The sequence below is a fragment of the Paraburkholderia sp. BCC1885 genome (genome assembly GCF_900996235.1).
Lineage (GTDB): Bacteria > Pseudomonadota > Gammaproteobacteria > Burkholderiales > Burkholderiaceae > Paraburkholderia.
Genome location: NZ_CAAJGM010000208.1, coordinates 58,720 through 83,220 on the forward strand (window position 1 = coordinate 58,720; position 24,501 = coordinate 83,220).

Sequence of the window (24,501 nt, forward strand, 5' to 3'; positions counted from 1 at the left end):
TCCTGATCGCGACGTGAGCCAGGACCTTGTCGGCGCGGAGTCTCGCGAGCGCTCATTGACATCGGCTCAGGTGCGGACGAAAACGCTGCCGCCGTCTGACGGCCTGACGATCTCGCCCCGCATCACCGCCTCGCGTCGGCGCAAACCTGCCAAACGGCGCACCAACCCAGTCTGCCCACCAATCCGGTCGCTGATGCGCTATCAGGACCGGATTGTCCGTGTCGTCGCGGAAGCACGCGGGCAACGCGTTATCATCGAATCCATCGACGACACGGGGCGCCTGCACAAGAGCCCTGTCAAATGGACAAGCCTTGAACCGTGTGGAGAGCAGCTATTCTGAGGCACTGTCATGGACCAACTGGATATCTTCGATAACAGCCGGGACGTGATGCTGCGTAACGATGTCATCGGCGCGCTGCAGCACGACGAGACAGCCGCTGCCGGGCGGTTGCTGCTTGCGCTCGTTGCGGAGTATCCGGATGACCGCAGTATTGCCTCGCTGCGAACGATGCTGTGCGCGCTCGAAGAAAAAGCCACCGCATCATTTGCGGATCACGATGCCGCAGTTGCCGCGCGCGACCAGTTGCTCTCCCGGCTTGAGCCCGCCGCCGTTGAACTGCTCGGACAACGCGAGGCGAGTGCATGGCTTGCGAGGCGCTGGAAGGAGATGGCATGCCGTGCAGCTTCGCTTTCCTTCCGGCCTGAGCACGGCGACTGCCATGCCGCGCCCTTCTGGCTTCGAGCCGGAGACTGGGCTTCGGCGATCGATGCGGTCGGGCGTATTGAATCGTGGAGGCGCATCCCCGCGCCGCTCGCCTGGATGAGCGAGGCCACCTACCGGCTCAGTGGCATGGAAGCCGCGTGGCCCATGATGGCCGAACTCGCATGGCTGTCACCGGAGCGCCTTGACTCGCTGGCAAGGTCCCTTGCTGACCCATCACTCGACGCGCTTCTCGCGCGGTTCAATGCCACTTTCGACGGCAACGGCGACACGTCCGATCTCTGCTGGTTTCCGGCCTGGGCACTCGTGGAAAAGACCGGCCTCGCGCGATGGCTTGCACAAGCGCAGCCATCTCGACAACTCCCGCCTGAGCGGGCAATGCACCTCATCCTCGATCTGCTGAACCTCGAACGCCAGGGCCGTCATCACGAACTGGTCGAGCGACGCAAGGTGCTGCGCGATCTCAGCCCCCCGCTCTATGCGACGTACATGAAGACCCGATAGAGACCTCGATAGACGCCGCGATCGACGGCACGCTACCACATCCTTCTGTGCGGGTCACACCACGACTTCGCAAACGCCCCAACGGGTGTCGATCAACGACCCAGCTGCAAGCGCGCCTCTGCCGGCCAGACGAGCCCGGAAGCGGGCCGGCGCCTCACCGACCGCGAGTGGAAACGGTCCGATTTCCACCACATCAAGCTCAATGCCCTGATGGCTGATGCGTGAACCCACGAACGCGCTCGTACGGGTACGCACGCCTGCCGGGAGATCTCGTTCGCCGAACACCGGATCGCGCGCATTCATGCGAGAACCACCCTGACGACAACAATGCCGCCGGCCACGAACGAAACGAGACAGGGCAAATCGAGACTGTGCAAATTCATAGGTATTTCACTCCGTCACGAGGACGGCCATTTTACCCGGCGGGCGGCCCGCACGAAAATGCGCGCCGCCCGCCCTGCAACTTGCCTTGTCATCTTGCCGGCTACCGGTTCCCGTTCATGCGGCGCTGGACGCTGCGGTCACGGCGAAAAATTCAACCTGTTCCCATAGGTTTTTGGGAGATGCGTTGCGGGTCCTGGCGTCGATCCCAGCTGTAGATGATGAGTTCCGTGCGACGCACACTGCTGCCCCGCCCGCCTGCCGTATATCTGACGTCGACCGTTTCCTGCGGGAAGTCCGTAAAAAGCCGCCTCATCTCCGGGTGGTCATTCAGGCTCACGATGGCACGTCCCTTGAGCCGTTTCAGAATCTCGGCCATCTGGCCATATTCCTCGAAAGCAAAGGGCCGACTGTAGCCCCCGGTTTCCCAGAAAGGAGGGTCAAGATACATGAAAGTATGGGCCCGATCGTACTTAGCCACGCAGGTCTGCCAGTCGAGGTTTTCGACATAAGCGCCCGAGAGCCGCAGGTGCGCGGCCGACAGCGTTTCTTCGAGCCTCAGCAGGTTAAGGCTCGGTGGACTGGTGGTCCTCGTGCCGAACGTGCGGCTCTTCACGCGACCGCCAAAGCCGTTCGTCTGCAGGTAGTAAAAACGCGCCGCGCGCTGGATATCGGTCAACGTATGGGTCGGCGTGTCGCTGAGCCATCCGAAAACCTGCCGGCTGCTGAGCGCCCAGCGAAACTGCCTCACAAACTCTTCCAGGTGATGCTGAACCACACGATAAAGGTTGATTACGTCACCGTCCAGGTCATTCAGGACTTCCACCTTGGCGGGCTCGCGCAGAAAGAACAACGCGGCGGCTCCCGCGAATACCTCAACGTAGCAGCTGTGCTCCGGGAAGCGCGACAACAGGATCGGCGCGAGACGGCGCTTGCCGCCGATCCACGGAAAAATCGGTTGTGCCATAAGCTCATCCTCCTGCAGGGGTTCAACGCTGCGGATCGGACTCAACCCGACCTGGGTCCGGCTCGACGGGGCGCGGCGCATCTGCCCTGTCCGCACCGGGGTCATGCCGTGGATCGCTGCGCTTCGGTGGCCGCCCGCGAGCTTCCTCTGGCAGCGGCACGGATGCTTCACGCACGATTGCCATCCTTCTCACGAAGTCCGCCACATCAATCGCGAGGCGACGATCCTGCGCACTCGAAGACCCTGCCAGTGCCTGTCCGATTTCCCGCCATGCGACGAGTGCCCCTTCGTGCGCGCCGAGCATGGCCGTTCGATCGGCGTCATCGCGTTCGACGGCACGCTGGTCATATTCCGGCACCACACCACGTGCACGCATGTGCACCACCGCCTGCTTCGGATAGCGGTGTGTCACGCCGCGCGTGCGCCGCGGTGTCGCATTCGCGTCCACGCCGTGTTTGCGCAACTGCGCAGCGAAGGTCTCGCGCCACCCTTGCAGATCCGCCTTGCGCGGATTCAGTCGCCGGCCATCGCCGCCCCTCGCCTGCACGCTCAGATGCACATGCGGATGCGCCTCGTCGTTATGGGCCGCGAACACATAGGCATGGTTGTCGCCGAATTCGATACGCGCGAACTCACGTGCCGCGTCGCGCACCGCCTGGCGGTCCGTTCCAGGCGGCATTGACAGCAGGATATTGAAGGTTTCGCGGCGCCGGCTTTCAGCGGGAATACCCCAGCCGCCCCGGCGCCATTCCTCGACCAGATCGCCCAGCGCACCGGCACCAGAAATCGACTGGCCGTCCTGGTCTTCCAGCTCGACCTTGCCGTTGCGCGAGATATAGTCCAGATGGCGCCGAATGGCCCCGATCCCGTTACTGCCACTGGCCTTATTGGTGATCTTGACCATCACCTCGGGCACACGGCGAACCGTGCGTGCCAGTTCCGCGCGCAACCGCGCGGCGTCCTGCGCACCCGCAGATAACTTCGCACCACCCATGCGTGGTGCACGACGCCGGCGCAGCGGCTCGTAGAAGAGGCGGTCGCCCCAGTTCAGCAGCACGCCGTCGATAAAGCGTTTGGGAAACGGCATGATCAGCGACTCCACCGTGCGACATTCGCGCGGATGAGTCCACCCACGCGGTCGAGATGGCGGTCCACGTCCGCTCTCAGCGCATCCAGCGCGTCCAACGTGCCCAGCCTCTGACCTGCGGATCTGTCCGGTGCCATATTCAGGGCGCGTGCTATCTGGTTCAGGTTGCGGCCAAGCGCCGCCAGTTGGTGGTTGGAGTCCGCCAGCACCGTCAGTTCACGATCGCCGAACTGGGGCTCTCCGGTGATCTGCGCCCGGATCGCCGCCACGATCCAGCGGTTCACTGACATGCCGGCCTGCTGCGAAACTTTCTCCACGGCATCGAACTCCGCCGCGCTCAGACGGACTTCCACCCGCAGGCGCGGACCACTGTCATCGACGGGCAGCGCGACTCTTGCAGACTGGTCGGTGACTGCGAGTTGCCCGAGCGCGTCCAATATCAGTTGTCGAAGACGCCCCGCGGATGCGATCCCGGTGGATCGGCAATAGTCATCCCATCGCGGCTTTAACGCCCCCAGCTCGATCGAGACGCGCGCGCGTGGTCGCCGGACCAAAGCCCGGGAAGCGCCCACATTCGGATTCGCGTCCATCGTCACAGCCCCGGCATGGAGCGATCGGAGGCAGCCGGCGCGCGCTCCCTGTCCCGCGTGCGCTGCGGTTCCGCCTTGCGCACCGTGCGCGCACGTTCTGACGGCGCCTTGGGATCGAAGGCGCGAGGCGCGGGCACCGTGACGCCCTGCGACGCCAGGGTATCCAGCACGCGGCCGGCCCGGGCCTGGACCTTGGCGACCGACTTCTCGCTGAAGCCCTGCTCCCGCATTGCCGCCATGATCACCGCAAGCTGCAGCGCCCTGTCGACGGCTGGTGGGTCGCTGCCTTCGGGCACCGGCGGGCCACCCGCCCTGTCACCCTCCTTGCCCCTGCGCTGGACTGTGCCATCACGCATCCGGCCAGCGGCAACCCGCGTCACATCGGGCGCATCGTCGCCCGCGTCGCCAATATCGGCCTCGCGATCCGGTACCGGTTGTGCGCCCTGCGGTGCGTCCCTGGGTGCGTCCCTCGTCGTCGTACGTTCGAGCACATCGACCCGCCACGTGTTGCGATAAACCTCCTTTTCCTCGACATCGACCACCTTGCCTGCGGCATCCCGCACCGGAATTTCCACGGTGACCCAGCGCTTGCCAAGATTCTCCAGCGACACCGTATCGCCAATGTTGGCGTTGCTCTCTTCGATCGCCCGCTCGAGATCCACGCCCCATACGATGCGCTCCTTGCCTGTCCGGTTGAGGACCACCGCGTAATATGAGTCGCTGTTTTCACGATCGTTCTGATACGGCGCCGGACCGTGATCCAGCAACTGGCCGACGCGCACGGTTTCCCGCGCCTGCCGCTCCGCATCGACCGCATCCCGCCCCTCACGGCTGACCGGCCGCACCGCGTCCAGCGGATCCTGCGGTGCCGGCATCGGCGCCGGCGGCTGCACAGAAGGCCTGCGCTCCTGTCGCGCCCCTCGAGATGGCCCGCGAGGCGACCCGGTCGGCACAGGCATGGGACCCGGCGCATCCGGAGCGGGCTCACGCGGGTAGCGGCTGTCGGTCTGCGCGCCACGTGGCTGACTCGCTGTTTGAGGCTGCGGCTCAGGCTCGATCCGGTTGTGCATCCAGGACCTGCGCAGTTCGTCCAGACGCGCCCGGTCGACCGCCTTCGGCTCATAACCGCGAACCTCAATGCCGCGCAGCGACGCCTGAAGCCACACCTCACGCCGGAATTCCTCGTGGCCCGACACGCGGATACGGTGCCAGCCCTTCGCAGCCGTCATCTCCACCATCGACTCGACGATGTCCGCCCGGTTGTGCCCCGTGACCAGTCGCATGCCCCAGTCTTCAAACGCCAGGTGATGCGGCTCGTCCTTCAGGAAATACTGATGGCCCGCACGCAGATATCGCTTCTTCACGAGTTCGGGAGGATCGTCCAGTACCCCGGCAGCACGCGCGGCAGCGTCCTGATCGGGTGGGCCGCCCGGACGCCGGGTGTCCCCCGCCTGCGGTGGGGCGGCCTGCGAAGCTGATGGTGGTCCCGACTGCTGGTCCCAGCCTCGCGCATCCGTTCCCAGATGCGCACGCGCCGCATCAGCATCACGCCGGCGGCGCGCGGCGAGCGCTTCGAGCGTTGCAGGGTCCAGCCCTTCGGCCACAGGATCATCCTCGCGCTCCGGGGCCGCGGATCCCGGATCAGACGCGTCATCATCGCGCTCGATCACATTGGCCGGAATCACATCCGGTGGCGGCGCGCCGTGCGCGGGCTCAGACTCAGGTGCCTCGGCGTCTGCGGAAGAAAGGTTGTCTGCCATCACGATACCTCGTCGGTGCAAGTGCCTGCGATGCGCAGGCCGTCAACGCTGCGGGCCGTCATCAGACCGGTCCGCGCGGCCCTGACCAGTGGGTTCACTGCGGGGTTCATTGCGGGGTTCATTGCGGGGATCACTGCGCTCCTTCGCACGAGAGAGCACAGCCCGGCGCGCGTCCTTCACCCGCGACCAGGACTGTGTCTGCAGACGGTCGAGCGTCTGCACGACCTCGTCGCCCAGCCCCAGCTCCTTTGCCGATTTCTTCAGCGATGCGACGGCCCGGTCGAGATGGTCCCGCGCCCGGTCCCACGGGTACACTTTCGGTACGTCGCCGTCATACCCGATCTGGATATCCATGCCGTTCAGACGCTGATGGTCCGCAGCCCACTTCAGACGCTCGGACACAAAGTCGGCTCTCTCCTTCGAGTGAAACACCACGCTGCGCAGCGCAACCTCCTGGATCAGGTACCCATCGGTATCGAAGACCTCGCCGCGGTACGGTCCACCGTTCTCCCGTGGCGTGCCCATCCGGATGTCCGCACCGAACCGGTGTTTCCCCAATGCCTTGATCTCGTCCGGCACGTCAGCGAGCATATAAAGCGGCTCACCAACCTGACGACGCGATGCCGACGCAGCCGCCTGGGTTCCGGCAACTGCCAGCTCCGCATTCCGTTCGTTATCCTGATCACTTCCTTGCACCGCATCACGCACATCCTGCGGTCTCGATCCTTCCATTGCTGCTTTTACCTTTCCCATGATGCGGTCCTCCTCCGGACTCCCAGATATAACGGCGAATCCCGCCTCGCCGTCGTCGCTCCCCACGCCGTCAATTCCTATGTCCCCGGCATCCCGCCGGTTGGACACACCGTCCTGTTCCGCATCCGCTGTGACTCGCGGGGACATCTTCGCAACCGGCCCGTCCAGGACATGAGTCAGCGCACCCCTGACCGCTTCGGGGCCGGCCAGCACCGCCAGATCGTTAAAGTCGGTCGGCAGCTCCTCGTTCAGACGCGCTTCGGATGCAAACACCGGAATGGCCAGACGCCCATTGATGTCGTGCGCAGCACGCTGTGCGAATTCCTCTCCGCGTCCCCGGTCGCCGAGGATCACAATTTCCGCATCAGGGTACCGATCGCGCCAGACCTGTGCGACCTTCGGCAGGTTTCCGGCGGAAAGCGCCGCGAGCGCGAACCATCCGGTGGCAAGGTGGACGGAAAGCGCGGTCGCCATACCTTCCGCGACCACGATCGGTCCCGGCTCGTCGTGAGAAGGCGGCAAGACACCCGTCGCCCAGTAACCGTCCGCTTTAGCACCGCCTGCCAGCGTCGACTTGCGACCCGCTTCGTCGATAAATTCCACGGTCGAGATTGCGTCATCGATATATACGGGCACCAGCAGAACCCGCCCCGTTAGCACATCGCCCTCACTATGAGGTGTGTAACCGGCAAGACGCTGCAGATCGGGCGCATCCAGTTCGCGCAATGTCGTGGCCGCGGGTAGACCCTTGCGCACCAGATACGGATGGTCCGCCTCCGCGCCCCAGGCCTCTTCCCATAGCCTCCGTGCCAGCGTCCCTGCCGCCCGATGACGCGCGTCGAGATCGGCTTGCGCGCGACGCCGGCGCTCCTCCAGTGCCGCCGCTTCGTGCTCACGATGGGCTGGACTCACCGGCGCGGGCCGCCCGCTTCTCCACGCTGCCGGATCGAATCCGTACTGGCGCGCGAGCCAGAAGAGCGACGCAAGTGTCTTGCCGCCTTCCTCACGTACCGACTTCCAGGTGGTGCGAGCGCTGCGCTCGTCATAGTTGGCGGCGGTACGGCTCCACGTGTCCCACAGATCGAAACCCGCCTCGCCCAGGCCGCTTTTCACCGCGAAGGCCATGTCGACCCACGTCTCGTAGTCCTCGGCGGGAATGACCGACAGCGCGGCCCGCACACGGTCGGCCTCGGTTGCGAATGGCGTGTTCATGGGCGTGTTCATGGCCGCACTCCGTCATTGCCCGTCCCGGCAGCGCGCTTGCCCTTCGTGCGCTTCGGCTGATCGGGCTGCTGGTCCGGTTGCTGGTCCGGTTGCCTTCGGCCGGCCGCACCCGCGCTCTTGCGTGGACCACGCTTGCGCGACGTCTTGCCCTGTTCGCCCGCCGGTGTGGAACCGTCACCGGTGTCAACCCTATCGCCTCCAACCTGGGAGAACAGCCCGTCCACCACGGCCGCCGCAGCCGCGGGCGCCAGTGTCGGCTCGGCCTGAAGTTCACCGCCCTCCAGTTCGGCCAGCGACAGTGCACGCTCGGCCTCAGCGATGGCCGGCTGCGGCACACCGATGAACGCAAGATGGCGATTTACGTACACGCTTGCTGCCTGCTCGCTGATGTCCGCCATGTCGGCCGGCAGATCGCGCTCATCCCACGCCGCCAGCACTTCAAGGTAATCAGCCGGCGTGCCCGTGAGACGCTGCGTTGCGGTATCGACGTCTTCGATACCCAGCGCACGCACGCGCCGCTCCAGCCTCGCCCGGAAAAGTGCCACGTCGAGCACGGGGATCGCCGGCGCCGGCCGCAGTCTTTCGATGAACACCGGGTCTTTCCAGTAGCAGATCTTCTCGGCCAGGATCGGCCGGGTGTTTTCCATAAGGATGATTTCCTTCGTCTGCCCGATCTCCTTCAACTCCTGGGGCAGCAGCAACGCCCGACGCTGGTCCGAAACGCTTTCGCTCCCTCCGCGACCACCGAACCAGCCGCTCGGGCGGCTCACGCTGCGCGATTTTTCCGTGAAGGTGCCCAGCATCTCCGAATACTCGTTCGCATCCTTCTGCTCGCGCGGCGCGTACAGGATCTGCATCGCGTGATTGGTCACGAAGGTGCGTGCGTCGGCGCGCCCGTACACCGACTCAAGTTGCGACACAGACTGGATGATCGGCAGCAGGCGCAGGTTATAGCCCGCCATGTACGACACCGCTTTCGCGATGATGTCCACCTTGCCAATCGCCGTGAACTCGTCCATCAGCAACAGGCACTGATAGCGAAGCTCGGCGTTATCCTGCGGCAGTTGCTTCGTGTTCAGGTTGACGAGTTGCGAGAACAGGAGGTTGACGAGCAACGCCGCCTCAGGCAGGTGATCCGGCGTGATGCCGATATACACCGTCATGCGCTTCATGCGCACCTGGCGCAGATCAAAATCGTTGGCGCTCGTCGCCGCATCGACGATCGGGTTGGCCCAGATCGTCAGCGGCGCATTGAATGTCGCCAGAATGCTCGCGAGCACCTTGTCGTCATTCGAGAGGAAGCGATTCAGCGCGTCGACGCAGGCGCCGGACAGGTGCTGGTCGAACTGCCGCAGGGTCATCTGCAGATACCGCCTGAGCGGCATGCCGTTGCCCGACGACTGGCGCAGCACTTCGCCCATTGTCACCGGATAGTCGGGCACATCCGGTGTCGTCCCTTTCCGTCTCGCCGGTTGCCCGCTCTCCCCTGCCCCATCACGTACCGAGTCACCTATCGATTCACGGACGGACTCACGCACCGAGTCATGCACATCCCGCAGTTCGCACAGCAGCAGCACCAACCCGAGAAAGAGGTTGCGTGCCTGGTCCTTCCAGAAATCATCGTGACCACCCGCCGGATACAGGGCATAGCCGATGGCGAGGATGTCGCCCACCCGGAACACGCCATCGGAGATCGCGGACAACGGGTTGTAGCGATGAGTGCGGAAATCCTCCGCGAACGGGTTGAACAGAAAAACCTGCTGCCCGTGTGCCGCACGAAAGCCTGCCGTGATCCGAAAGTTCTCCTGCTTGATGTCCAGCACCACCGCCGAGTCGGGGTAACTCAACAGATTCGGCACCACAATGCCGACGCCCTTGCCCGAGCGCGCGGGTGCCGCCAGCAGCACGAACTGCTGCCCGGTAAAGCGAAGATAGCGGCCCCGCCAAAGCCCGACGACGATCGCGGGCAGCTGTCCGGGTGCGGCGCCGGCGGCTTTGCCCGTAGTTACGCGTGCCGTGTTCACCGTCGCTTTCACTGTCGCATTCACAGCAGCCCCGCGCGGCGGATGTCCGCTTCGGTCGCGAACTGCGCGCTGCCGTGCAACTCGCGCCGCCCGCTTCCGTTGCGGATCGCCCACCATGCAAAGAGAGGCCCACCGAAAGCCATCAGGCAACCCAGCACCGCGGCACCGACCACCTTCCGCCCCGCCTTAGGCAGCCTGCCGTCGTGCCACGCCGACATCGCATCCCACCAGCCCCACAGACCCGCGTGCAGCGGATTGTGATGCTGGCTCGCCACGAGCAGGAACGACGCAAGCCAGAATGCCCCCACCGTTGCGCACCCCAGCGCGGCAACCACTGCGACCGTCACCAGCGCCGGATACAGATGACGCCATGCATGCCGCACGAGCAGTACCCCGCGGTATAAAATGGATGCATTCATATGTACTCCTTTCAATGTAGAAAGTAATTCGGCATTCCAAATGGCCTTCTTCCTACCCGAAGGCGCTCTCCGACTTTCGGGTCGGATCGAACCAGATTTCCGTCATTGCCCAGCGTTTGCCTGTCTGGACACCCTGTTCATTGCGTACCGGCATCGCCTCCAGGTGCGCGACCACGTCGATGGTGAGGAACAGCAAGCGCTTTAACGCTGCATCCTGATAGACCGCGGCCTCGGGGTGCTCCTTGGCCATCAGCGCAAACCGTTCGATCGCCACCGCGGCGTTCTGCGCGTGATAGCTCGTAATCGACCCCGCGTGTCCCGTCGTGAGCAATTTCAGGAAGTCGTACGCCTCGGCGCCACGCAACTCGGCGAGCAGTACCCGGTCCGGCTTCATGCGCATACAACTCGCAATCAGGTCGGCCGGCGTGACACGCGCCTGGCCCTGGCCGCCCTTGCTATAGAGGAGGTGGACGCTGTTTTCGATATGCGGAATAAAGAGCTCACGCACATCCTCGATCGTGACCACGCGGTCGGTCGCCGGAATGTGCTGGCACAGCGTCTTCATGAAACTCGTCTTGCCCGAGCCCGTGTCACCGACCGTCACGAGGTTTCTGCGGCCCTCGACCGCGCGCCGGAAGAAGCCCGCAAAATCGCCCGCCGAGAGCAGCCGCACAAGCTGCTGGTCGAGCACGCCTAACCGGTCCATCACGGCGTCCAGCCGGGCGGGCCGCTGCCAGAGTGTCCCGTCGAAGAGACCTTCGCTCGCATACGTGTCGAGTGCGCGTTCGCGCGAGGACGGTCGGCGGATCGTGATCGACACGGTGCGCGGCGGGACCACCGGCGGCACCACGATCTGGATACGCTCGTCATCGGGCAGCAGCGCCGAGAGGATCGGATGCTGCGCCGAGATCTCCTGGCTCGTGAGGGTCGCGATGGCGACCGCGAACGACATCAGCCGCTCGAAGTCCAGTCCAGCCAGTTCATGCTCGTGCCATCCCGTGTGAGTCTCGGTCAACGCCCGCTCCGGCCGGTTGATCACGAGTTCGGTCACCTCAGGATCGCGCAGCAGCGGGGCGAACGGACGCATCAGTTCACGCACCGACGCGTCGTCTGCCAGCCGTTCGTCGAAGTGGGGATCGTCAGGGGCTGTCATGGCGGTTCTCCTCCATCTGTACCGGTTGCAGGGCATAGACGGAACTGAAATCCAAATCCCGCGCGATCACGATCGTGAATTCCGCCGCCTGGTTCTGCGTAAGCGTCGGCGGGATATTGATCGTGCTGTCGAGCACGCGCGTTGCCATGTCATTGCCGCTTTGCTGCGTGTTCTCGAACTCGATCGAACCGTTATCGTTGCCTCCGCGCGTGGCAAGATAGCCGATCGAGTCCTGGACAAGTCCGAGCAGCAGGGCCGCGCCAATGCGCTCGCCCCAGTGGTTGTTGACGTATCCCCCGACGCCCATTCGGCCCAGTGCGTCGGCGGCTGGTGAATCGATCTCTACCGTCACGCCCGTCGGCGTCTTGATGCGCGCCGACAGGATGAACACACGCCGCTGCCCCTGCCCGAGGTTCGCCCGGTACTCGGTGTTCACCTGAGAGCCGCGTTCGATAAGCAGCACGTGCCCGTTGTCCGAGTAGACGTTCTTCGTCACCGTGCAGGTCGATATCCCTGCTTCGGTCGAATCAAACGCGGTGTCGCCCACGCAGTCGATCTTCGCGCCCTGGGCCAGGATCAGGTTCCGGTCACCCAAGAGCGATGCGCTCGCGCGCGGGGTCAGCGTCGGGCTCAAGGCCTGCGCAAGGGGACCGCCTGATGCTGATGCGGCAGTGAGCGCGCCGCGAGGAACACCCGCCTGGGCACCGCCCGCTGTCGTACCGGCGCCGCCTTCCGGGACCACCGGTGTCGATCCGTCTTTGCCGCCCGCGCCGCCGTCAAACAGTGGCGCGTCGTAATAGGTCCGGGCCGGCGCTACGGAGGCCGTACGGCTGACTGGCCTCGCTTCGACGGGCGCCGACGCCGCTACAGAAGACGTCGGGTGCGCGACGCCGGACGTATCCGACGCACCCGGGGCCATCGCCAGCGCGGATGAGGCATCATCGAAAGTCCGACCCTGCTGGCCCTGTTCCATGGCGTGGTCACGCCTCGCCCGAGCCTCGGCTTCGTGCCGCACCAGCATGCCGTGGACCGTCCACACGGCTCCCGCCACGGCCACCACGATGATCGTCAGCGGCGTGAGCCACCACGCACGGGGACGCCCCAGCGCGCGCCGTTGCCCCAGCTCCGGCAGTCCGCGATCGGTCGCTGCACCACCCGCTGCCCCATCGCCTGCCGCCACACCACCGGCCGCCCCGCCACCAGACGGGGGCGCCTCAGCCGGCGAAATCGTGTTGGGCGCCGCAGTTGCGCCGTTAGCCGGCATCCGGTCGGCGCCCCCCTGAGCGGCCCCGCCGATGCTGCCTTGAGTGCTCCCTTCAGCACGCCCCTGCCCGTTGCGCGCATCCTGTGCATCCGCTGCATCCTGAGCATCCCGCCGTGTCTGGTCAGTCATCGCCATGCTCCCCTGTCTGCCTGGGGACCCGCTTGACCCCATCGACCGTGGTGCCTCCCGCCGGCGGTACGCCGTTCACGTCGTAGGCGTCGTTCCACAGCCCCACCACCTCATCGGCCAGACGCAGCACGAACCGGCGACCCACTTCGTGCACCACGATCAGGTCGCCCTGCATGTGCCTGTCCACCACGCTCTCCGATCCGTCTTCGGCCACCCGGAAGACCGCGGGAATCCGCCGGTTATCCGGAATGCGGATATACGTAAAGCGACCGTCGTCCCACGCCGCGCCCGGTGTGATGTCGTCGGAATGGGGCATGACCTGCATCGAGTACGCCGTATTACGGATGAGCGGCGGCGCGTCGAGCCTCGCCTGCACGGCAGCAGCGTCCTGCCGCTGCCGCGCCTCGCTGCCGGCACCCTCGCCGCCTTCGCCGCCCTGATCAGCCGGATAGGTGAAGGTGACGCGGTACATCTCCTGCCTGTTGCCCAACCGGGTCGCAAGCGGCAACACCACCAGGTCGAAGCTGTAGCTGCGCCGGTCGGTACGGATTTCGAGGTTGGTGTCGTGCGCGGCAAGTTGCGGTTTCAGATACACGTCGTGATCGCCGCGCTTCGCCAGCACCTGCCAGCCATCCCGGTCACCGGGCGCCACCACCTCGATATGCTCTTTTGCGTCGAGCACGATGTGCGTGGCAAAACCGCGCTGTGCATCGATCCGGACCACCGCATCGGGCCGGTACAACACCTCGCGCACGCGCGAATCCCTTGACCAGTCAGGCAGATCCCAGGCCAGCGCCGGCACGCAACACACACCGAGCCAGGCACAGATAACGCAGACGAGCCACATGGCCGGTTTCATTGCGCCCCTCCGCCCGATGTGACGCCCGCCTTCCCCGCGCCACTCGTGGACGCCCCCGGTGGTGTGTATTCCGGATCACGGCTGTAGGCCGTCACCCGAAACCCCAGCGGATTGCTGATCGCAACGCTCTCCCGGGTGAACACCGGCGGCCGGTAGGTGTAGGCCAGCGTGATCACGAAACGCACAGGCGGCTCGGCGTTGTCGATCCCGTGCTTGCGGGTCGTGCGCTCGATGTGCACGACGGCGTGGCCGGGCTCGTCGGGTGGCAGCGTCGTAGACAGGATGCGGATATGTCGCTCCGTGTCTGGGCCGAGCTGACGGTCAAGCGCATCGGGTCCGCCATAGATCTGCCGGTAATCCCGTGCGACCGCGTCATCACTCATGTTCAGCACGCTGTCGTAGTCCATCTGCAGCAGCCCCCACACATACCGTTCACGGGACTGGACGTATGCATCGACCCAGTGCTTGTCCTGGATCTCGCCCGCGTGAACGTGCTTCGCGTCGAGCACGTCGATGACCTGCGCCTCGCCGGTGAGCCGGTCCACCTCGATCGGCAGTGGCACAACCCGGTAGAACGGTGCCATGATCGCAAGCCCCGCCGCGCACAGCGCCGCCACGCCACACGCCACGTACGCGACGTGCCAGGCGCGGCGCTCCGAACGCTCCGTCAGGTCGGTGAGCGATGCCTCCGTGTCCAGCACGCGGCGATAGTCGCGCGTGGTCTTGTCTGGCTTCATGGCGTGCCCCTGTCCTGCGGGGTCACCTGCACCGGCAGGGTGTTCACCAGCACGCGGTGCGATCCGTCCGGTAGAACCGGTTTGGGCGGAGTACTGCTGCATGATGAAATAAGGATGACTAATTGAATAATCAGCACCATGTAAGAAAATCTATTCATGACCGTGCCTTTTCAGTTACCGAAGGTGACCGGGACCATCTGGTCCTGCGGGCGGGCGGTGTTGCCCGCGCGGCTCATCACCAGTTCCTCGTTCTGCTCCGCAATGAGCCTGTCCTCAGCATCGGCCAGCATCCTGAAGAGCTGCAGCTTCGTCATCTCGTTGCCAACAGTTGTGCTCTCTGTCTGGATACGCGCCTGCAGTTCGGCAACCCCTTTCGGATCCTGCGTCACATCGATCTGCTGCATCAGGCTCTGGATCTGGTTCAGTTCCTGCAACTCCGTCTGGTAGGCCTGCGTGCCGAACGCCTTGTCCTGGAACGGCTTGTTCAGCTGGCGCTGGCAGAGCTGCTGGTCGGTTCCGGTCTGGTCCTCGCAGTTATAGATTTCGCTCGCCGAGCGCAACGCCTGTGCGCTACCCGTGAGCCCCGCGTAGCCGCCGTGCTGGATCGCCGTGTAGACGCTCTGCCAGTTCGACGGCAGTGAATTCGCCACCACCGGGTTGCTCAGCAGCGCGCCGAAGCCGCGACTGCCGTTAAGCGAATTGAACAGCTGGATCTCCTGCTGGACCTGCTGCTCCAGTTGCATGAGTTGCGAAATCGCCTGCGCGACACTGGCCGCGTCGAACACGGGAATGCCCTGGGCGTGAGCGGACTGTGCGAAGGGCACCGTCCCGGTCATCGCGAGGAGCAAGCCCGTACGGCACAGAATGGATTTCAAGAGTCGCTTCATGACAATCACCTGCCTGTTGGTCACTCACCTGTTGGTCATCTACTGCCAGTCATCTGCCTGTTACTCGTGGGTCCCATTCGTCGTCGCCCCGTTCGTCGTCAACCTGCTAGCCGCCGTCCCGGCCGAGGTGGTCGCGAGCAGCGCGCTGGTAGGCCGGAATTGATCCCGCAGAGCCATTCCCGCCGGCCCCGCCGGCCCCGCCGGAGCGGCCGGAAGCGTTATCGATGGTTCCACCCGGCTGTCCACCGCGACCTCCGCGTGCACCGCGCAAGGCCTTGCCCAGTGAATCGACGAATGAGCGCGACGCGACGCCGGCCATGAACGAACCGAAGCCCGAGAGGGTGGCGCCACCAGCGAGCCCCGATGCAACAGCAGGCAGTTGCCAGCCGACCATCGTGAGGAACACCGCGGTCATGAAGAGACCGAGTGCAGTCGCGATGTCCGAGGCGCCGTCGAGCGTCGTCTGTACCTGCGCCTCGAGCGCAGCGGCATTCGTCGCTGGGGATGAACCCGTCACGCCCAGCGTCGTGAGGTCCGCCGAGAAGGCAGACAGCGCCATCCCGAGGAACGCGGCCACCAGCACCTGCAGCAGGGCGTAGTTGGCGACCTTTGCCGTCCACGCCTCAAAGAACCTCGCGCTCGGCGCGAACGCGGCACACGCGATGAAGATCGGACCCAGTCCCAGCACGAGATCGAGCAGCATCCTCGCCATCACCACCTCGACCCCCAGCACAATCAGGAAGATCGCCCCTCCGATCGCCGCCACCACGCCGCAGATGAGATCCCCGATCGACGCGCCGATCATCGAAAAGCCCACACTCTCGTGCGCCGCCTTCTTGAAATAGGCACCCGCCACCAGCGCCACCTGCTGGTCGTAACAGTCGAGCGTCTGGTAGATACCGGTGTCGCTTCCACCCGCGCTGCCGCCGCTCACCGCGCTGGCATTGACCGCCCCGCACCCGGGGTTGCCCGCACCGTTGCTGGCGGCTGCGTTCTGGATCGTCTGCGCGAGCCCGGTCGTCGCGCCGTTCACCGCCGAGATCACCTGGCTTTGGTAAATCCCGCTGCCGAGCGCAAACGCTAAGATCAGCGCGACCTTGAGCCCTCGCCAGGCAAACGCGGGAACCGCTTCGTGCGATTCGCCGCGAATGACCGCCAGCCCGTACGTGATGATCCAGATCGTCACCGCGGTGGTCACCACCGGCACCAGCGCACTGGACAGTGCAGCCGACGTGCTGGTGACGTATGTCGCGGTCCCGTTCTCGAGGGTCCCGCCGATCGAGGTAAAGAGGCCGCTCATGCTGCATCTCCCTTCTCTGTCGCCAAGCCCTTTGCTGCCGCCACACTCGCCACACGTCGCGCAAGGCCCTGCCGCACTGCCCTTGCCGCAGCCCGGCGCTCTGCAAGCCTTGCGTGGAAAATCGGGAGCCAGCGCGCTGGGGCATCCCCCGTTTCCGCCCGGATCTCGTCAAGCAGTTCGACGTTGTCGGTCGTCCCCGAAAGCACATCGAGGACATCACCGAGCCCGCCAAGATCCAGCTTGCCGATCGCCGAGCGGTGTCCCTGCTTGACCAGAAACATCCGGCTGTTTTCGCCAAGACTGCGCACGATGCCGAATTCGGCTTCAGTGAGCTTGAGGCCGTGCACGTAGTCGTCGTAGTCCGCACGCGGGTTCGCGAGGAAGAAGAACGTGGCCGTCTGCTCGACGAGCGCCCGGGCGATGTCGCTGCCGAGCACGTCTTCGGGCGACTGCGTGTCGAAGATGCCCAGGCCGTTCTGCTTGCGGATCGTCTTCTGCTTGTTCTTCGCAAAATCCGCGAACACCGGATCGCCCAGGCGCTTCCAGAACTCCGTCATCACATACACGAACCGGCGCCCATCGATGAGGCTTTCGGTCCGGTGCAACAGGTACATCGTGACCGGCGTTGACACCTCAGGGTCGTCCAGCAGTTCCGTGTCGTCGAACGCGAAAAGAGACCCGGCGGCGAAATCGCACCGGTCGGCCGGATTGTCGAATACCCATCCGAGCCGGCCGCCCGCGCACCATTTCGTGAGGCGCGCATACAGGCTGTTTTCGCCAACGTTGGGCAGCAGTTGCCGCACCGTCGACAGCCGCCGCAACGCCGGCGCCATCCGGGCGACTTCGCGCACCGCGCGCGAAATCTCCAGTTCCTCCTTGGCCGACAGGGGAGCACCGATATCCACGAGCTTGCGCACGAGCCGCTCCCAGAAATCAATGTTCGCCGCTGTCGGCTCCATCTGAAATGGATTGAATCCGGTCGGCTCGCCGCGCCTGATCTGCATATAGACGCCGCCCATCGCCCGGATCGCGATCTCCGTGCCCCGATCCTTGTCGAACACCACTGCAGTGATGCCGTACTTGGTCGCCATCGCGAGCAGCAGCATTTCGAGCGCGGTCTTGCCGCCCCCCGAGGGCCCGATGATCTGCACGTTGGCGAGCGCCTTCTCATCCGCCGAATCGACCTTCTCCGATGTCGCATGAAAGTTCAGATACAGCGGCTGGCCGCTTGGCGTCTTGACGATCGTGATCGCCTCGCCCCAGGGATTACCATCGCGCTTGCCCGTGGCAAAGTTGTGCAGGCTAGCGAGTCCACAGAAGTTGCGTGATGTCAGCTTTGCCTCACGCGGCCGGTAGCGCCAGTTGGCCGGTAGCTGCGCGAACCATGCCGCGTCTGCCACGAGGTCGATCAACGCGCTCTGGAATCCCGCGTCGGCGAGCTGGGTGCGCGCCGTTGCGACGTGTTTGCCCACCTGGGCGGCACTCTCGCCGAGGACCGCGAGCGAATAGTGATATTCCCCGAGCACGAAATCGCCGTTCACGAGATCATTGAGCGCGTGGTCCATCGCCGCGATCTGCATGCCCGCGACATCTTCGCCCGCGATCAACTGGTTGCGCTGACGCTCCAGCGCTTCCTTGGCCGATGGCCGGTCGAGGATCGTGAAACTCTGGGTTTCGATATATTCGTAGTCGCCGTAGAGCAGCCCGTTGAGCATCCCGGGCTCGGACTCGTCCGGATAATCCTTGATGTCGAGCAGCGCACCGTGCCGAGTCGCCGCGGGTGCGCGGATCTCAACCTTCTCGGCGCCAAAGAACAGGCGCGAGGTCGGCAGTGCCTCCCGGATCGGACCGGTGGGCACGGGCACCGGCTCCCATGTGCCATTGACGATAAACCCAAGGAATTCCAGTGCGCGCGAATAACGCACGACCGCCCGGCCGTTGCTTCGCGCCCGTTCATACACCCCGAGCACCTCGGGATCGTAGGGCTTGAGCCCCGCGTCGATCTGGTTGCCGAGTTCGGCCATGACACGCAACGCATCGGTCTGCGCCTGGCGGATTTCCGCGAGCGTGCGCCGTGCCGCCCTGCTGAAGAGCCGTCCGAGCCGGGTCCGGCTGGGCCTGTACACGACCGTGAGATACAGTTCATTGGCCATCATCCGGTATCCGTCGAAACTGCCGTAGTACCGCTCGGCCAGGTCCTGGCAAAACGCATTCTCATAACGCGTGCTGAACCGGTCGGTCACACGCCGGCGCACACGGTGCACCCACAGCGCCACATGTCCGCCTTCCAGGCCGCGAACGAGCTGGTTGAAGCCGTTGTGGCGAACCAGGATCTCCACCGGGTCCGTTGCCTCGAATGCGATGCCACCGATCTTCCTGATCGCCACGTAGTCGTCCTCGCGTGTCCGGATGACGGTGTCACTGATATGCGACGAGTAGGGAATGAAATCCGCGACGAACACCTCGCGATTCGCCACCTCCGCGAACTGGGATCTGGCCTGCATGTCACCCTCTCCTCTTGAACCGCACCGGCGCATACGCGTGTGCACCCCAGAACCGCAGGTTGCGCTGCAGGATCCTCATGCGAAGCCGCAGCGCGAGTTGCGCAAGGCGCTGGTCATCGCGCTTCGTCACCGTACGCATCGTGATGAACACGGGGATCATCAGGAAGAGAAGCCCTACGCCCAGCGGCGGGCTTGCCAGCAGCGCCCAGATCGCCGGCAGCAGCATGCCGCCGCCAATCAGCAGAAACGCGACCAGCGGTACGCCCCACAGCATCGCGGGCCGTGTGCAGCCCTTGAATACCGGGTCCCTCAGTGAGTCCTGACGTGTTTTCATGTCGCGCTCCGCTCAGCTCGTGGGAATCAGCATGGCGGCGATCACCGTCGCGCAGCCGACAAAGAGCCCACCAATGAATACGTTGGCGATGTCGCCGAAGCGGGCGTGCTGGAACATCATCCTGAAGCCCGCCCAGATAATCGCGATCGAGCAGATCACCCCACCGACACCGAGCAGCGTGGTCTGGATGGTGGTGAGCAGCGTATTGACCTGGGATAACTGCGCGTAAGCGGGCGAAGCCGCCGACAACATCAGCACTGCACCGGTCACGAGCCGCCCATACCGTCGCCGGCCGCCTGAACCTCGCGCCCACAGCGATGCCAGATGGATATTGAAAAATTCATATCTGATTCGTACTACTGATTTCATGGTCTGCTCCTGTACCGCCATTGCTCATCGCGATCTCTCGCAACTGCTCAGAACACCACCGCGCTCCCGTCCGCCGGTTCCTGCCCGCGCTCTTCGGATCGCCCCGGCTGTCCGCTACCCGGCGGATCCGTCGCACTGCCCGCTCTCCCGACATCAGCATGCCCATCGCCGCCGCTCACCGGTGCCGGCGGCCCCATGTCCTGACCCGCTGCGTCCAGTGGTAGGACGCGAATCGGCGTAACCCGTGGATCGATCGCTGGCACGACCGGTATGGCGTGCATAGCAGCGTTGTCCACAACACGCTGCACATAGCCTGTGCGATACCCTGTCACGAAGTCGCCCGCCGTATAGCACGACAGGCTGTTGCGCAGCGCCACCTGGCTGTCACGCGAGCGCGTGCGTGCCTTCGCGAAACACCCCGCCAGGATCGCCACACCCGCGGCGACATTCCGGCAGGGCTCGAACGCGGTATCCGGGCCCAGCCCATAGCGGCTGAAGTTGGACCGGTTTACCTGCGCAAGACCGACGCTGTAGTTCCAGCCCTGGCGCTCAAGTTCGCGGGCAGTCGCCACCGCCTCGGCAGCGGACGCGGGTTGTCGCACAAGACGCCCGCCGACCACCCCGATCGCGTACGGGTTGAAGCCCGATTCGGTGCGAACGATCGCGGCGAGCGTCATGGGGGCCACCTGTGGTGCGCATTGCCGCGCAAGCATGCTGAAGTCGACCGGTGCCATCATTGCCCGCCTCCGCCGCCTTCGTTGTTCCACCGGTACTGCTGCTCGAGAAATTCCCGCGCGGCCTGGGTCGGGTCATAACGCATCTGGGTACTGCCCGCGCCGTAGTATTCGGTAAGCGTTGAGCTTTCGCCTGGCGCAGCCACGCCCACGCCGCCGCCCGTGTCCCACCACACCCTTGTATAGAGCTGGCCGTTGATTTCGACGTTGATCGCGCCGGCCGCGCCACACAGCAGTTCGCTGTCTTCCGGTCCACCACAGTGCAGCAGATCCTCGCGGCAATACCCGGCGCTCGCAAACGTGTTCGATGCGGACGTGCCCGCATTGGCTTGACTCCCTTCTGCACCTCCGCTGCCGAAGTCGCATGTCGGGAATGGATCTCCGTGCCTGAGTGCGCTCCAGAGTCTTTCGATCGGCGGCACGCACTCGCTGTACTGCTCCGGGCCGCCTGGGTTCGCGAGGCACAACAGTACCTGGCAACCCCAGTCGTCTGCGTGCGCGAGCGTCGGCGTGAGAACCGAGCACGCTGTCATCAGACCCAGCGCGAGCAGGGATTGCTGCACAACCCTTTGCATGACGTGATGCAGATCGCGTTTCATGTCAGGTCTCGTTCTCCGTGAGCACCAGATCCGACAGCGCGGCCAGTTCGACATCCTCCGCATGACCGTCATCCGTCGTCACGAACACGCGACCTGGCGCGAGGGGTCGTCTGAACAACTGCACCGTAACCCCGCGACCCGCAAGCATTGCGCGCAACAGCGGTCTGTCGATCCGGTCACGCTCGAGGGTGCCAGCAGACCCATCGTTACGCCCACCTCGCGCGCCCGGCGCAGTGACCTTACGTAGCCCAGGCCGGCGCTCATCCTCCGCGCTCCGCGTCCCATCCGGCGCCGCATTGCCCGACTCCCCGGCCACCGGCCCAGCGGCGCCGGCCGTATCGGCCTTCCCGTCGATATCCGCAGCGAGGTCGGTAATCATGCGCTGCGTGATCTCAGCCGACGACGCAAGGAGTGCCTGCACCCTGTCGGGAGCGCGCTCATGCAGCAGATTCAGCCGGTACACCTGCTGCGCTCCCGTAACGCGTCCCTCATGGAAGGCTGTCAGCACCGGGGCCGGCGCCGCAAAGAGCGCCACGTGCCATGTGACAAACTCGGGGCGCACGCCCAGTCGCCGGGCAATTTCACCGTTGCGGTCCCCCGCTGCCTGGCGCCTTCCGATGAATTCCGCGATCTCGATCGGCTTCAGGTCCTCGCGCTGCAGATTCTCGATGACCTGCGAATACTCGTCGAAGCGTCGCGTATCGGCCTGAACGATGGCGGGTATGGTGGCAGCGCCCGCAAGTTTTGATGCGCGATAACGACGCGCGCCATGGATGATCCGGTGCATGCCGCCTCCTGCTGCGCTTGGACGCACGACGATCGGTGTCTGCACGCCACGTTCGCGAATTGAGTCAGACAGTTGCTCCAGTTCCGGACGATTGAAAATCTGCCTTGGCTGGCCAGGATCTTCTTCGATCTGGTCGAGCGGCAGCGCGACCACGATCCCGATCTGGTTCGCGGCGACCATGCCACGGGGCGCGTGGTCCAGTACGGAAAGATCCAGTGCGGAAAGATCAAGCGCCATGGACGACCTCCCCGGGTGCCCCATCACGCACCTGGTCCGCTACCTCCCCGGAAGCGGTTGACGACGAACCCGACTGCAGGTGCCGCACGATAGCTTCAAAACACGGGCGCACCTCGCGCCAGGCATCGCGCGCAGCGGTCTTGGTCTTGCCCAGTTCCCAGAGAGGGACGCCTTCCGCCTGCGCTTCGGCAATCGCCGAGCGCCGCGGAATCACGAGGAGTCGTTCCGGCGCGGCCGGATCGCGCACGAGGTATTGCGCAAAGTGCGTCGCGACCTCGCGGCCATTGGTCTGCTGCAGCGGAGTCTGCTCGACCATGTTGGGCAGGATGCCGATGAAGCGCAGCGCCGGATTGAAGCTCGCCTGGATGCGCCGCACGCCTCGCCGGCCATTGATGGTTTCCGTCACACCTTCCACCGCTTCCTGATTCAGCTGGATCGGGCTCAGCATGAAGTCCGCCACGGACTGCGCATACACGGTGCGCAGATCCGATGTCGGCGCGCAGTCGATCAGGCACACGTCGAATGAGGGCGACACGGTGACGAGGAAGCGCTTCAGGTTCGCGTGATAGCGGCTGAGCTCTTCGGGCTGCTCGACGAGGCGCCGCAGCACATCGTCGGCCTTCACGAGCGCAAAAGGGGCGAGGTCGGCCCCGACATCCGGATCGTCGTTCATGAACAGCGTCGACGCGGTGACACCCAGGGCGCTCGCCTTGTGCGCGCGCTCCAGTGACCGGCTGCTGTTGGCCTGGTCATCCAGGTCGATCACCAGCACACGCCACTGCACGATGAAATGCAGATAGTGAGCCAGTTGGCAGAGCAGTGCCGACTTGCCGACACCGCCCTTTTGTGTCGCGATGAGAAGGGTTTTCATAACCGTCGCTTCCATAGGTCCGGTCCATTCGGTACCGGGCAGGCAGAGACGGTAAAAAGGAACCCGCGACTGCAGTGATTGCCAGCCGCGGGTTCAACGGGGACCGTACAGGGTCAGTCAAACCACAAATGCGAAATCCTTTCTGCAAAACACAAAGCCCGCCTGCATTGATTGCCAGGCGGGCGTGTGACTGCCCTACAGATTCGCACCAGATCTACACCGGTACTTCATGGGCCGCTAACGCGTACTCGGTAGCGTCAAACGCTTTAACCGGAACAGATTGTTGAATTCACTCTAGAACACAATATTTAGGAATGCAATATATTTTTTCTGAAAAAATCAGAATCGTTCCCGGTCACTATCCGAAGAGCGCCTGGATGTTCCCATCAGGCCTCGACCGTGTCACCGCGTGTCCTCGAGCAGCCTGCTGATCGCGACCTTTGCTGCCGCGAGTTCCAGCTCGAAGAAGTGCGGTGGATGCCGCCGGATCTTCAGACGCCGGCAGGCTACCTCTCGCCCTGCTTTCCATACATAGATCAATCTCAACAGTTCCCGGTGACGCGGATCAAGTCGTCGCCACGCGGCATCGAGCCGCCGGGCGTCCTCCGGATCGTGCACGCCGCGCCGCTCACGTCCCCAGTTGCGCAGACGCTCCTCGAGGCTCCGGTGCATCACGGTGCTCATCACGCCCCCACGCCAGAGCATGGCGGTGACGATGCGCCTTGCGGCGCGCGATAGCTCATGGGGTCCGACAGAAACTGTTCGATGTCCGCCACCCGCCAGCCCACCGAACGCAAACCCAGTTGCACAGGTATGGGAAATGTTCCCGCATGCATGCGCCGGTAGATGGACGAGCGGGACAGTCCCGTTTCGCGCTCGACCTGCTTGCGCCGCAGGATCGCGAGCGCAGTGCGTGGAGCGTCGCTCATCGCGCACCTCCGTCAGCTCGCGTAGCCGCAGCTCTCGAGCGCAAGCATGTCGTGGTGCATTCACATTGCGCTGTCTGGCAAGGCGGCGCCGGCCTGCCGGCACTGCCTTGATGTATTTCGTCAGAAGAGGCTCTCATTACCGTCACTTCCTTGTCGGGCCCATTCGGTATCGACGCAGAGCCAGCTGCAAAGGACAACGTCATGGCGGCTACGCCCGTCAGCCGTACAAAACAGAAAGCCCGCTTGCATGAACTGCCAAGCGGGCTTGCTGCTATGCTGACGAGCTTGCACCTGCGCTCTACATCGATACTTCGTGGGCCGCTAACGCGTACTCGGGAGCGTCAAACGCTTTAACCGGATCAGATTGTTGAAGTCACT

The 24,501-nt window shown here is 64.5% G+C and carries 26 protein-coding genes; 2 read left to right on the top strand and 24 right to left on the bottom strand.

The features are described from left to right. Nucleotides 1-13 precede the first annotated feature (13 nt). Both FQ755_RS18705 and FQ755_RS18710 read left to right on the top strand, forming a co-directional pair. Nucleotides 14-340, top strand: coding sequence for a hypothetical protein (locus FQ755_RS18705; protein ID WP_186308622.1), 327 nt, complete (start codon nucleotides 14-16; stop codon nucleotides 338-340). Between the two features lie 9 nt (nucleotides 341-349). Then, on the top strand, nucleotides 350-1,225 hold the full coding sequence (locus FQ755_RS18710) for a hypothetical protein (protein ID WP_144156312.1): 876 nt from the start codon (nucleotides 350-352) through the stop codon (nucleotides 1,223-1,225). A 54-nt stretch (nucleotides 1,226-1,279) separates the two neighbouring features. Here FQ755_RS18710 and FQ755_RS18715 read toward each other — a convergent pair whose 3' ends face one another. From FQ755_RS18715 to FQ755_RS18825, 24 genes are all read right to left on the bottom strand, one after another. Next, nucleotides 1,280-1,528, bottom strand: a complete 249-nt coding sequence (locus tag FQ755_RS18715; protein WP_144156313.1) for a hypothetical protein — start codon at nucleotides 1,526-1,528, stop codon at nucleotides 1,280-1,282. Nucleotides 1,529-1,760: 232 nt separating this feature from the next. Then, on the bottom strand, nucleotides 1,761-2,573 hold the full coding sequence (locus FQ755_RS18720) for a DNA adenine methylase (protein ID WP_144156314.1): 813 nt from the start codon (nucleotides 2,571-2,573) through the stop codon (nucleotides 1,761-1,763). 22 nt (nucleotides 2,574-2,595) lie between these two features. Beyond that, nucleotides 2,596-3,660, bottom strand: coding sequence for a relaxase/mobilization nuclease domain-containing protein (locus FQ755_RS18725; protein WP_144156315.1), 1,065 nt, complete (start codon nucleotides 3,658-3,660; stop codon nucleotides 2,596-2,598). A gap of 2 nt (nucleotides 3,661-3,662) precedes the next feature. Continuing rightward, nucleotides 3,663-4,250, bottom strand: coding sequence for a plasmid mobilization protein (locus tag FQ755_RS18730; RefSeq protein WP_144156316.1), 588 nt, complete (start codon nucleotides 4,248-4,250; stop codon nucleotides 3,663-3,665). Nucleotides 4,251-4,252: 2 nt separating this feature from the next. Further along, nucleotides 4,253-6,010 (bottom strand): LPD7 domain-containing protein, encoded by a 1,758-nt coding sequence (locus FQ755_RS18735; RefSeq protein ID WP_144156317.1) that lies wholly within the window; start codon nucleotides 6,008-6,010, stop codon nucleotides 4,253-4,255. 42 nt (nucleotides 6,011-6,052) lie between these two features. Beyond that, on the bottom strand, nucleotides 6,053-7,987 hold the full coding sequence (locus tag FQ755_RS18740; protein ID WP_260858699.1) for a PriCT-2 domain-containing protein: 1,935 nt from the start codon (nucleotides 7,985-7,987) through the stop codon (nucleotides 6,053-6,055). Further along, complete coding sequence (locus FQ755_RS18745) at nucleotides 7,984-10,128, bottom strand: type IV secretory system conjugative DNA transfer family protein (RefSeq protein ID WP_144156318.1); 2,145 nt, start codon at nucleotides 10,126-10,128, stop codon at nucleotides 7,984-7,986. Before FQ755_RS18745 ends, FQ755_RS18740 begins: the two co-directional genes overlap by 4 nt. Continuing rightward, nucleotides 10,032-10,430 carry a hypothetical protein gene (locus FQ755_RS18750; protein ID WP_144156319.1) on the bottom strand — a complete coding sequence of 133 codons (399 nt, stop codon included), beginning with the start codon at nucleotides 10,428-10,430 and terminating at the stop codon, nucleotides 10,032-10,034. Before FQ755_RS18750 ends, FQ755_RS18745 begins: the two co-directional genes overlap by 97 nt. Nucleotides 10,431-10,482: 52 nt before the next feature. Then, nucleotides 10,483-11,583 (bottom strand): P-type DNA transfer ATPase VirB11, encoded by a 1,101-nt coding sequence (gene virB11, locus FQ755_RS18755; protein ID WP_144156320.1) that lies wholly within the window; start codon nucleotides 11,581-11,583, stop codon nucleotides 10,483-10,485. Then, entirely contained in the window at nucleotides 11,570-12,976 is a 1,407-nt protein-coding gene (virB10, locus tag FQ755_RS18760; protein WP_260858700.1) for a type IV secretion system protein VirB10, read from the bottom strand. The genes virB11 and virB10 overlap by 14 nt, the downstream gene beginning before the upstream one ends. After that, a complete protein-coding gene (locus tag FQ755_RS18765; protein ID WP_409937528.1) occupies nucleotides 12,969-13,835 on the bottom strand; it encodes a TrbG/VirB9 family P-type conjugative transfer protein in 867 nt (288 codons plus the stop codon). The genes virB10 and FQ755_RS18765 overlap by 8 nt, the downstream gene beginning before the upstream one ends. Then, a complete protein-coding gene (locus FQ755_RS18770; RefSeq protein ID WP_144156321.1) occupies nucleotides 13,832-14,572 on the bottom strand; it encodes a virB8 family protein in 741 nt (246 codons plus the stop codon). Before FQ755_RS18770 ends, FQ755_RS18765 begins: the two co-directional genes overlap by 4 nt. Continuing rightward, nucleotides 14,569-14,730 carry a hypothetical protein gene (locus tag FQ755_RS37490; RefSeq protein WP_186308584.1) on the bottom strand — a complete coding sequence of 54 codons (162 nt, stop codon included), beginning with the start codon at nucleotides 14,728-14,730 and terminating at the stop codon, nucleotides 14,569-14,571. Before FQ755_RS37490 ends, FQ755_RS18770 begins: the two co-directional genes overlap by 4 nt. Nucleotides 14,731-14,742: 12 nt before the next feature. Next, the gene (virB5, locus tag FQ755_RS18775) at nucleotides 14,743-15,408 is read right to left on the bottom strand and encodes a P-type DNA transfer protein VirB5 (protein WP_260858769.1); all 666 of its coding nucleotides are present in this window, start codon (nucleotides 15,406-15,408) and stop codon (nucleotides 14,743-14,745) included. A 157-nt stretch (nucleotides 15,409-15,565) separates the two neighbouring features. Continuing rightward, nucleotides 15,566-16,759 (bottom strand): type IV secretion system protein, encoded by a 1,194-nt coding sequence (locus tag FQ755_RS18780; protein WP_144156323.1) that lies wholly within the window; start codon nucleotides 16,757-16,759, stop codon nucleotides 15,566-15,568. After that, on the bottom strand, nucleotides 16,756-19,263 hold the full coding sequence (locus FQ755_RS18785) for a VirB4 family type IV secretion/conjugal transfer ATPase (protein WP_144156324.1): 2,508 nt from the start codon (nucleotides 19,261-19,263) through the stop codon (nucleotides 16,756-16,758). The genes FQ755_RS18780 and FQ755_RS18785 overlap by 4 nt, the downstream gene beginning before the upstream one ends. A 1-nt stretch (nucleotide 19,264) precedes the next feature. Then, nucleotides 19,265-19,597, bottom strand: coding sequence for a type IV secretion system protein VirB3 (locus FQ755_RS18790; RefSeq protein ID WP_144156325.1), 333 nt, complete (start codon nucleotides 19,595-19,597; stop codon nucleotides 19,265-19,267). A gap of 12 nt (nucleotides 19,598-19,609) precedes the next feature. After that, nucleotides 19,610-19,966, bottom strand: a complete 357-nt coding sequence (locus FQ755_RS18795) for a TrbC/VirB2 family protein (RefSeq protein WP_144156326.1) — start codon at nucleotides 19,964-19,966, stop codon at nucleotides 19,610-19,612. Between the two features lie 47 nt (nucleotides 19,967-20,013). Next, entirely contained in the window at nucleotides 20,014-20,700 is a 687-nt protein-coding gene (locus FQ755_RS18800; protein ID WP_144157025.1) for a lytic transglycosylase domain-containing protein, read from the bottom strand. After that, a complete protein-coding gene (locus FQ755_RS18805) occupies nucleotides 20,700-21,299 on the bottom strand; it encodes a hypothetical protein (protein ID WP_144156327.1) in 600 nt (199 codons plus the stop codon). Before FQ755_RS18805 ends, FQ755_RS18800 begins: the two co-directional genes overlap by 1 nt. 1 nt (nucleotide 21,300) lies before the next feature. Continuing rightward, nucleotides 21,301-22,323, bottom strand: a complete 1,023-nt coding sequence (locus FQ755_RS18810) for a ParB/RepB/Spo0J family partition protein (RefSeq protein WP_186308585.1) — start codon at nucleotides 22,321-22,323, stop codon at nucleotides 21,301-21,303. After that, the gene (locus tag FQ755_RS18815; RefSeq protein ID WP_186308586.1) at nucleotides 22,313-23,194 is read right to left on the bottom strand and encodes a ParA family protein; all 882 of its coding nucleotides are present in this window, start codon (nucleotides 23,192-23,194) and stop codon (nucleotides 22,313-22,315) included. Before FQ755_RS18815 ends, FQ755_RS18810 begins: the two co-directional genes overlap by 11 nt. Before the next feature lie 402 nt (nucleotides 23,195-23,596). Beyond that, complete coding sequence (locus FQ755_RS18820) at nucleotides 23,597-23,878, bottom strand: hypothetical protein (RefSeq protein WP_144156330.1); 282 nt, start codon at nucleotides 23,876-23,878, stop codon at nucleotides 23,597-23,599. Next, a complete protein-coding gene (locus tag FQ755_RS18825; protein WP_144156331.1) occupies nucleotides 23,878-24,123 on the bottom strand; it encodes a helix-turn-helix transcriptional regulator in 246 nt (81 codons plus the stop codon). Before FQ755_RS18825 ends, FQ755_RS18820 begins: the two co-directional genes overlap by 1 nt. Between the last annotated feature and the right edge of the window lie 378 nt (nucleotides 24,124-24,501).

Excerpts from the sequence above, each read along its gene's own strand:
- FQ755_RS18750 (WP_144156319.1), bottom strand. The coding sequence starts at position 10,430 with ATGAATGCATCCATTTTATACCGCGGGGTACTGCTCGTGCGGCATGCA.
- FQ755_RS18790 (WP_144156325.1), bottom strand. The coding sequence starts at position 19,597 with ATGAAAACACGTCAGGACTCACTGAGGGACCCGGTATTCAAGGGCTGC.
- FQ755_RS18795 (WP_144156326.1), bottom strand. The coding sequence starts at position 19,966 with ATGAAATCAGTAGTACGAATCAGATATGAATTTTTCAATATCCATCTG.
- FQ755_RS18725 (WP_144156315.1), bottom strand. The coding sequence starts at position 3,660 with ATGCCGTTTCCCAAACGCTTTATCGACGGCGTGCTGCTGAACTGGGGC.
- FQ755_RS18825 (WP_144156331.1), bottom strand. The coding sequence starts at position 24,123 with ATGAGCGACGCTCCACGCACTGCGCTCGCGATCCTGCGGCGCAAGCAG.
- FQ755_RS18720 (WP_144156314.1), bottom strand. The coding sequence starts at position 2,573 with ATGGCACAACCGATTTTTCCGTGGATCGGCGGCAAGCGCCGTCTCGCG.
- FQ755_RS18715 (WP_144156313.1), bottom strand. The coding sequence starts at position 1,528 with ATGAATGCGCGCGATCCGGTGTTCGGCGAACGAGATCTCCCGGCAGGC.
- virB5 (WP_260858769.1), bottom strand. The coding sequence starts at position 15,408 with ATGACCGGGACGGTGCCCTTCGCACAGTCCGCTCACGCCCAGGGCATT.
- FQ755_RS18815 (WP_186308586.1), bottom strand. The coding sequence starts at position 23,194 with ATGAAAACCCTTCTCATCGCGACACAAAAGGGCGGTGTCGGCAAGTCG.
- FQ755_RS18810 (WP_186308585.1), bottom strand. The coding sequence starts at position 22,323 with ATGGCGCTTGATCTTTCCGCACTGGATCTTTCCGTACTGGACCACGCG.
- FQ755_RS18785 (WP_144156324.1), bottom strand. The coding sequence starts at position 19,263 with ATGCAGGCCAGATCCCAGTTCGCGGAGGTGGCGAATCGCGAGGTGTTC.
- FQ755_RS18730 (WP_144156316.1), bottom strand. The coding sequence starts at position 4,250 with ATGGACGCGAATCCGAATGTGGGCGCTTCCCGGGCTTTGGTCCGGCGA.
- FQ755_RS18765 (WP_409937528.1), bottom strand. The coding sequence starts at position 13,835 with ATGAAACCGGCCATGTGGCTCGTCTGCGTTATCTGTGCCTGGCTCGGT.
- FQ755_RS18745 (WP_144156318.1), bottom strand. The coding sequence starts at position 10,128 with ATGGTGGGCGATCCGCAACGGAAGCGGGCGGCGCGAGTTGCACGGCAG.
- FQ755_RS18735 (WP_144156317.1), bottom strand. The coding sequence starts at position 6,010 with ATGGCAGACAACCTTTCTTCCGCAGACGCCGAGGCACCTGAGTCTGAG.
- FQ755_RS37490 (WP_186308584.1), bottom strand. The coding sequence starts at position 14,730 with ATGAATAGATTTTCTTACATGGTGCTGATTATTCAATTAGTCATCCTT.
- FQ755_RS18805 (WP_144156327.1), bottom strand. The coding sequence starts at position 21,299 with ATGAAACGCGATCTGCATCACGTCATGCAAAGGGTTGTGCAGCAATCC.
- FQ755_RS18740 (WP_260858699.1), bottom strand. The coding sequence starts at position 7,987 with ATGAACACGCCCATGAACACGCCATTCGCAACCGAGGCCGACCGTGTG.
- FQ755_RS18710 (WP_144156312.1), top strand. The coding sequence starts at position 350 with ATGGACCAACTGGATATCTTCGATAACAGCCGGGACGTGATGCTGCGT.
- FQ755_RS18800 (WP_144157025.1), bottom strand. The coding sequence starts at position 20,700 with ATGGCACCGGTCGACTTCAGCATGCTTGCGCGGCAATGCGCACCACAG.
- virB11 (WP_144156320.1), bottom strand. The coding sequence starts at position 11,583 with ATGACAGCCCCTGACGATCCCCACTTCGACGAACGGCTGGCAGACGAC.
- virB10 (WP_260858700.1), bottom strand. The coding sequence starts at position 12,976 with ATGACTGACCAGACACGGCGGGATGCTCAGGATGCAGCGGATGCACAG.
- FQ755_RS18770 (WP_144156321.1), bottom strand. The coding sequence starts at position 14,572 with ATGAAGCCAGACAAGACCACGCGCGACTATCGCCGCGTGCTGGACACG.
- FQ755_RS18780 (WP_144156323.1), bottom strand. The coding sequence starts at position 16,759 with ATGAGCGGCCTCTTTACCTCGATCGGCGGGACCCTCGAGAACGGGACC.
- FQ755_RS18820 (WP_144156330.1), bottom strand. The coding sequence starts at position 23,878 with ATGAGCACCGTGATGCACCGGAGCCTCGAGGAGCGTCTGCGCAACTGG.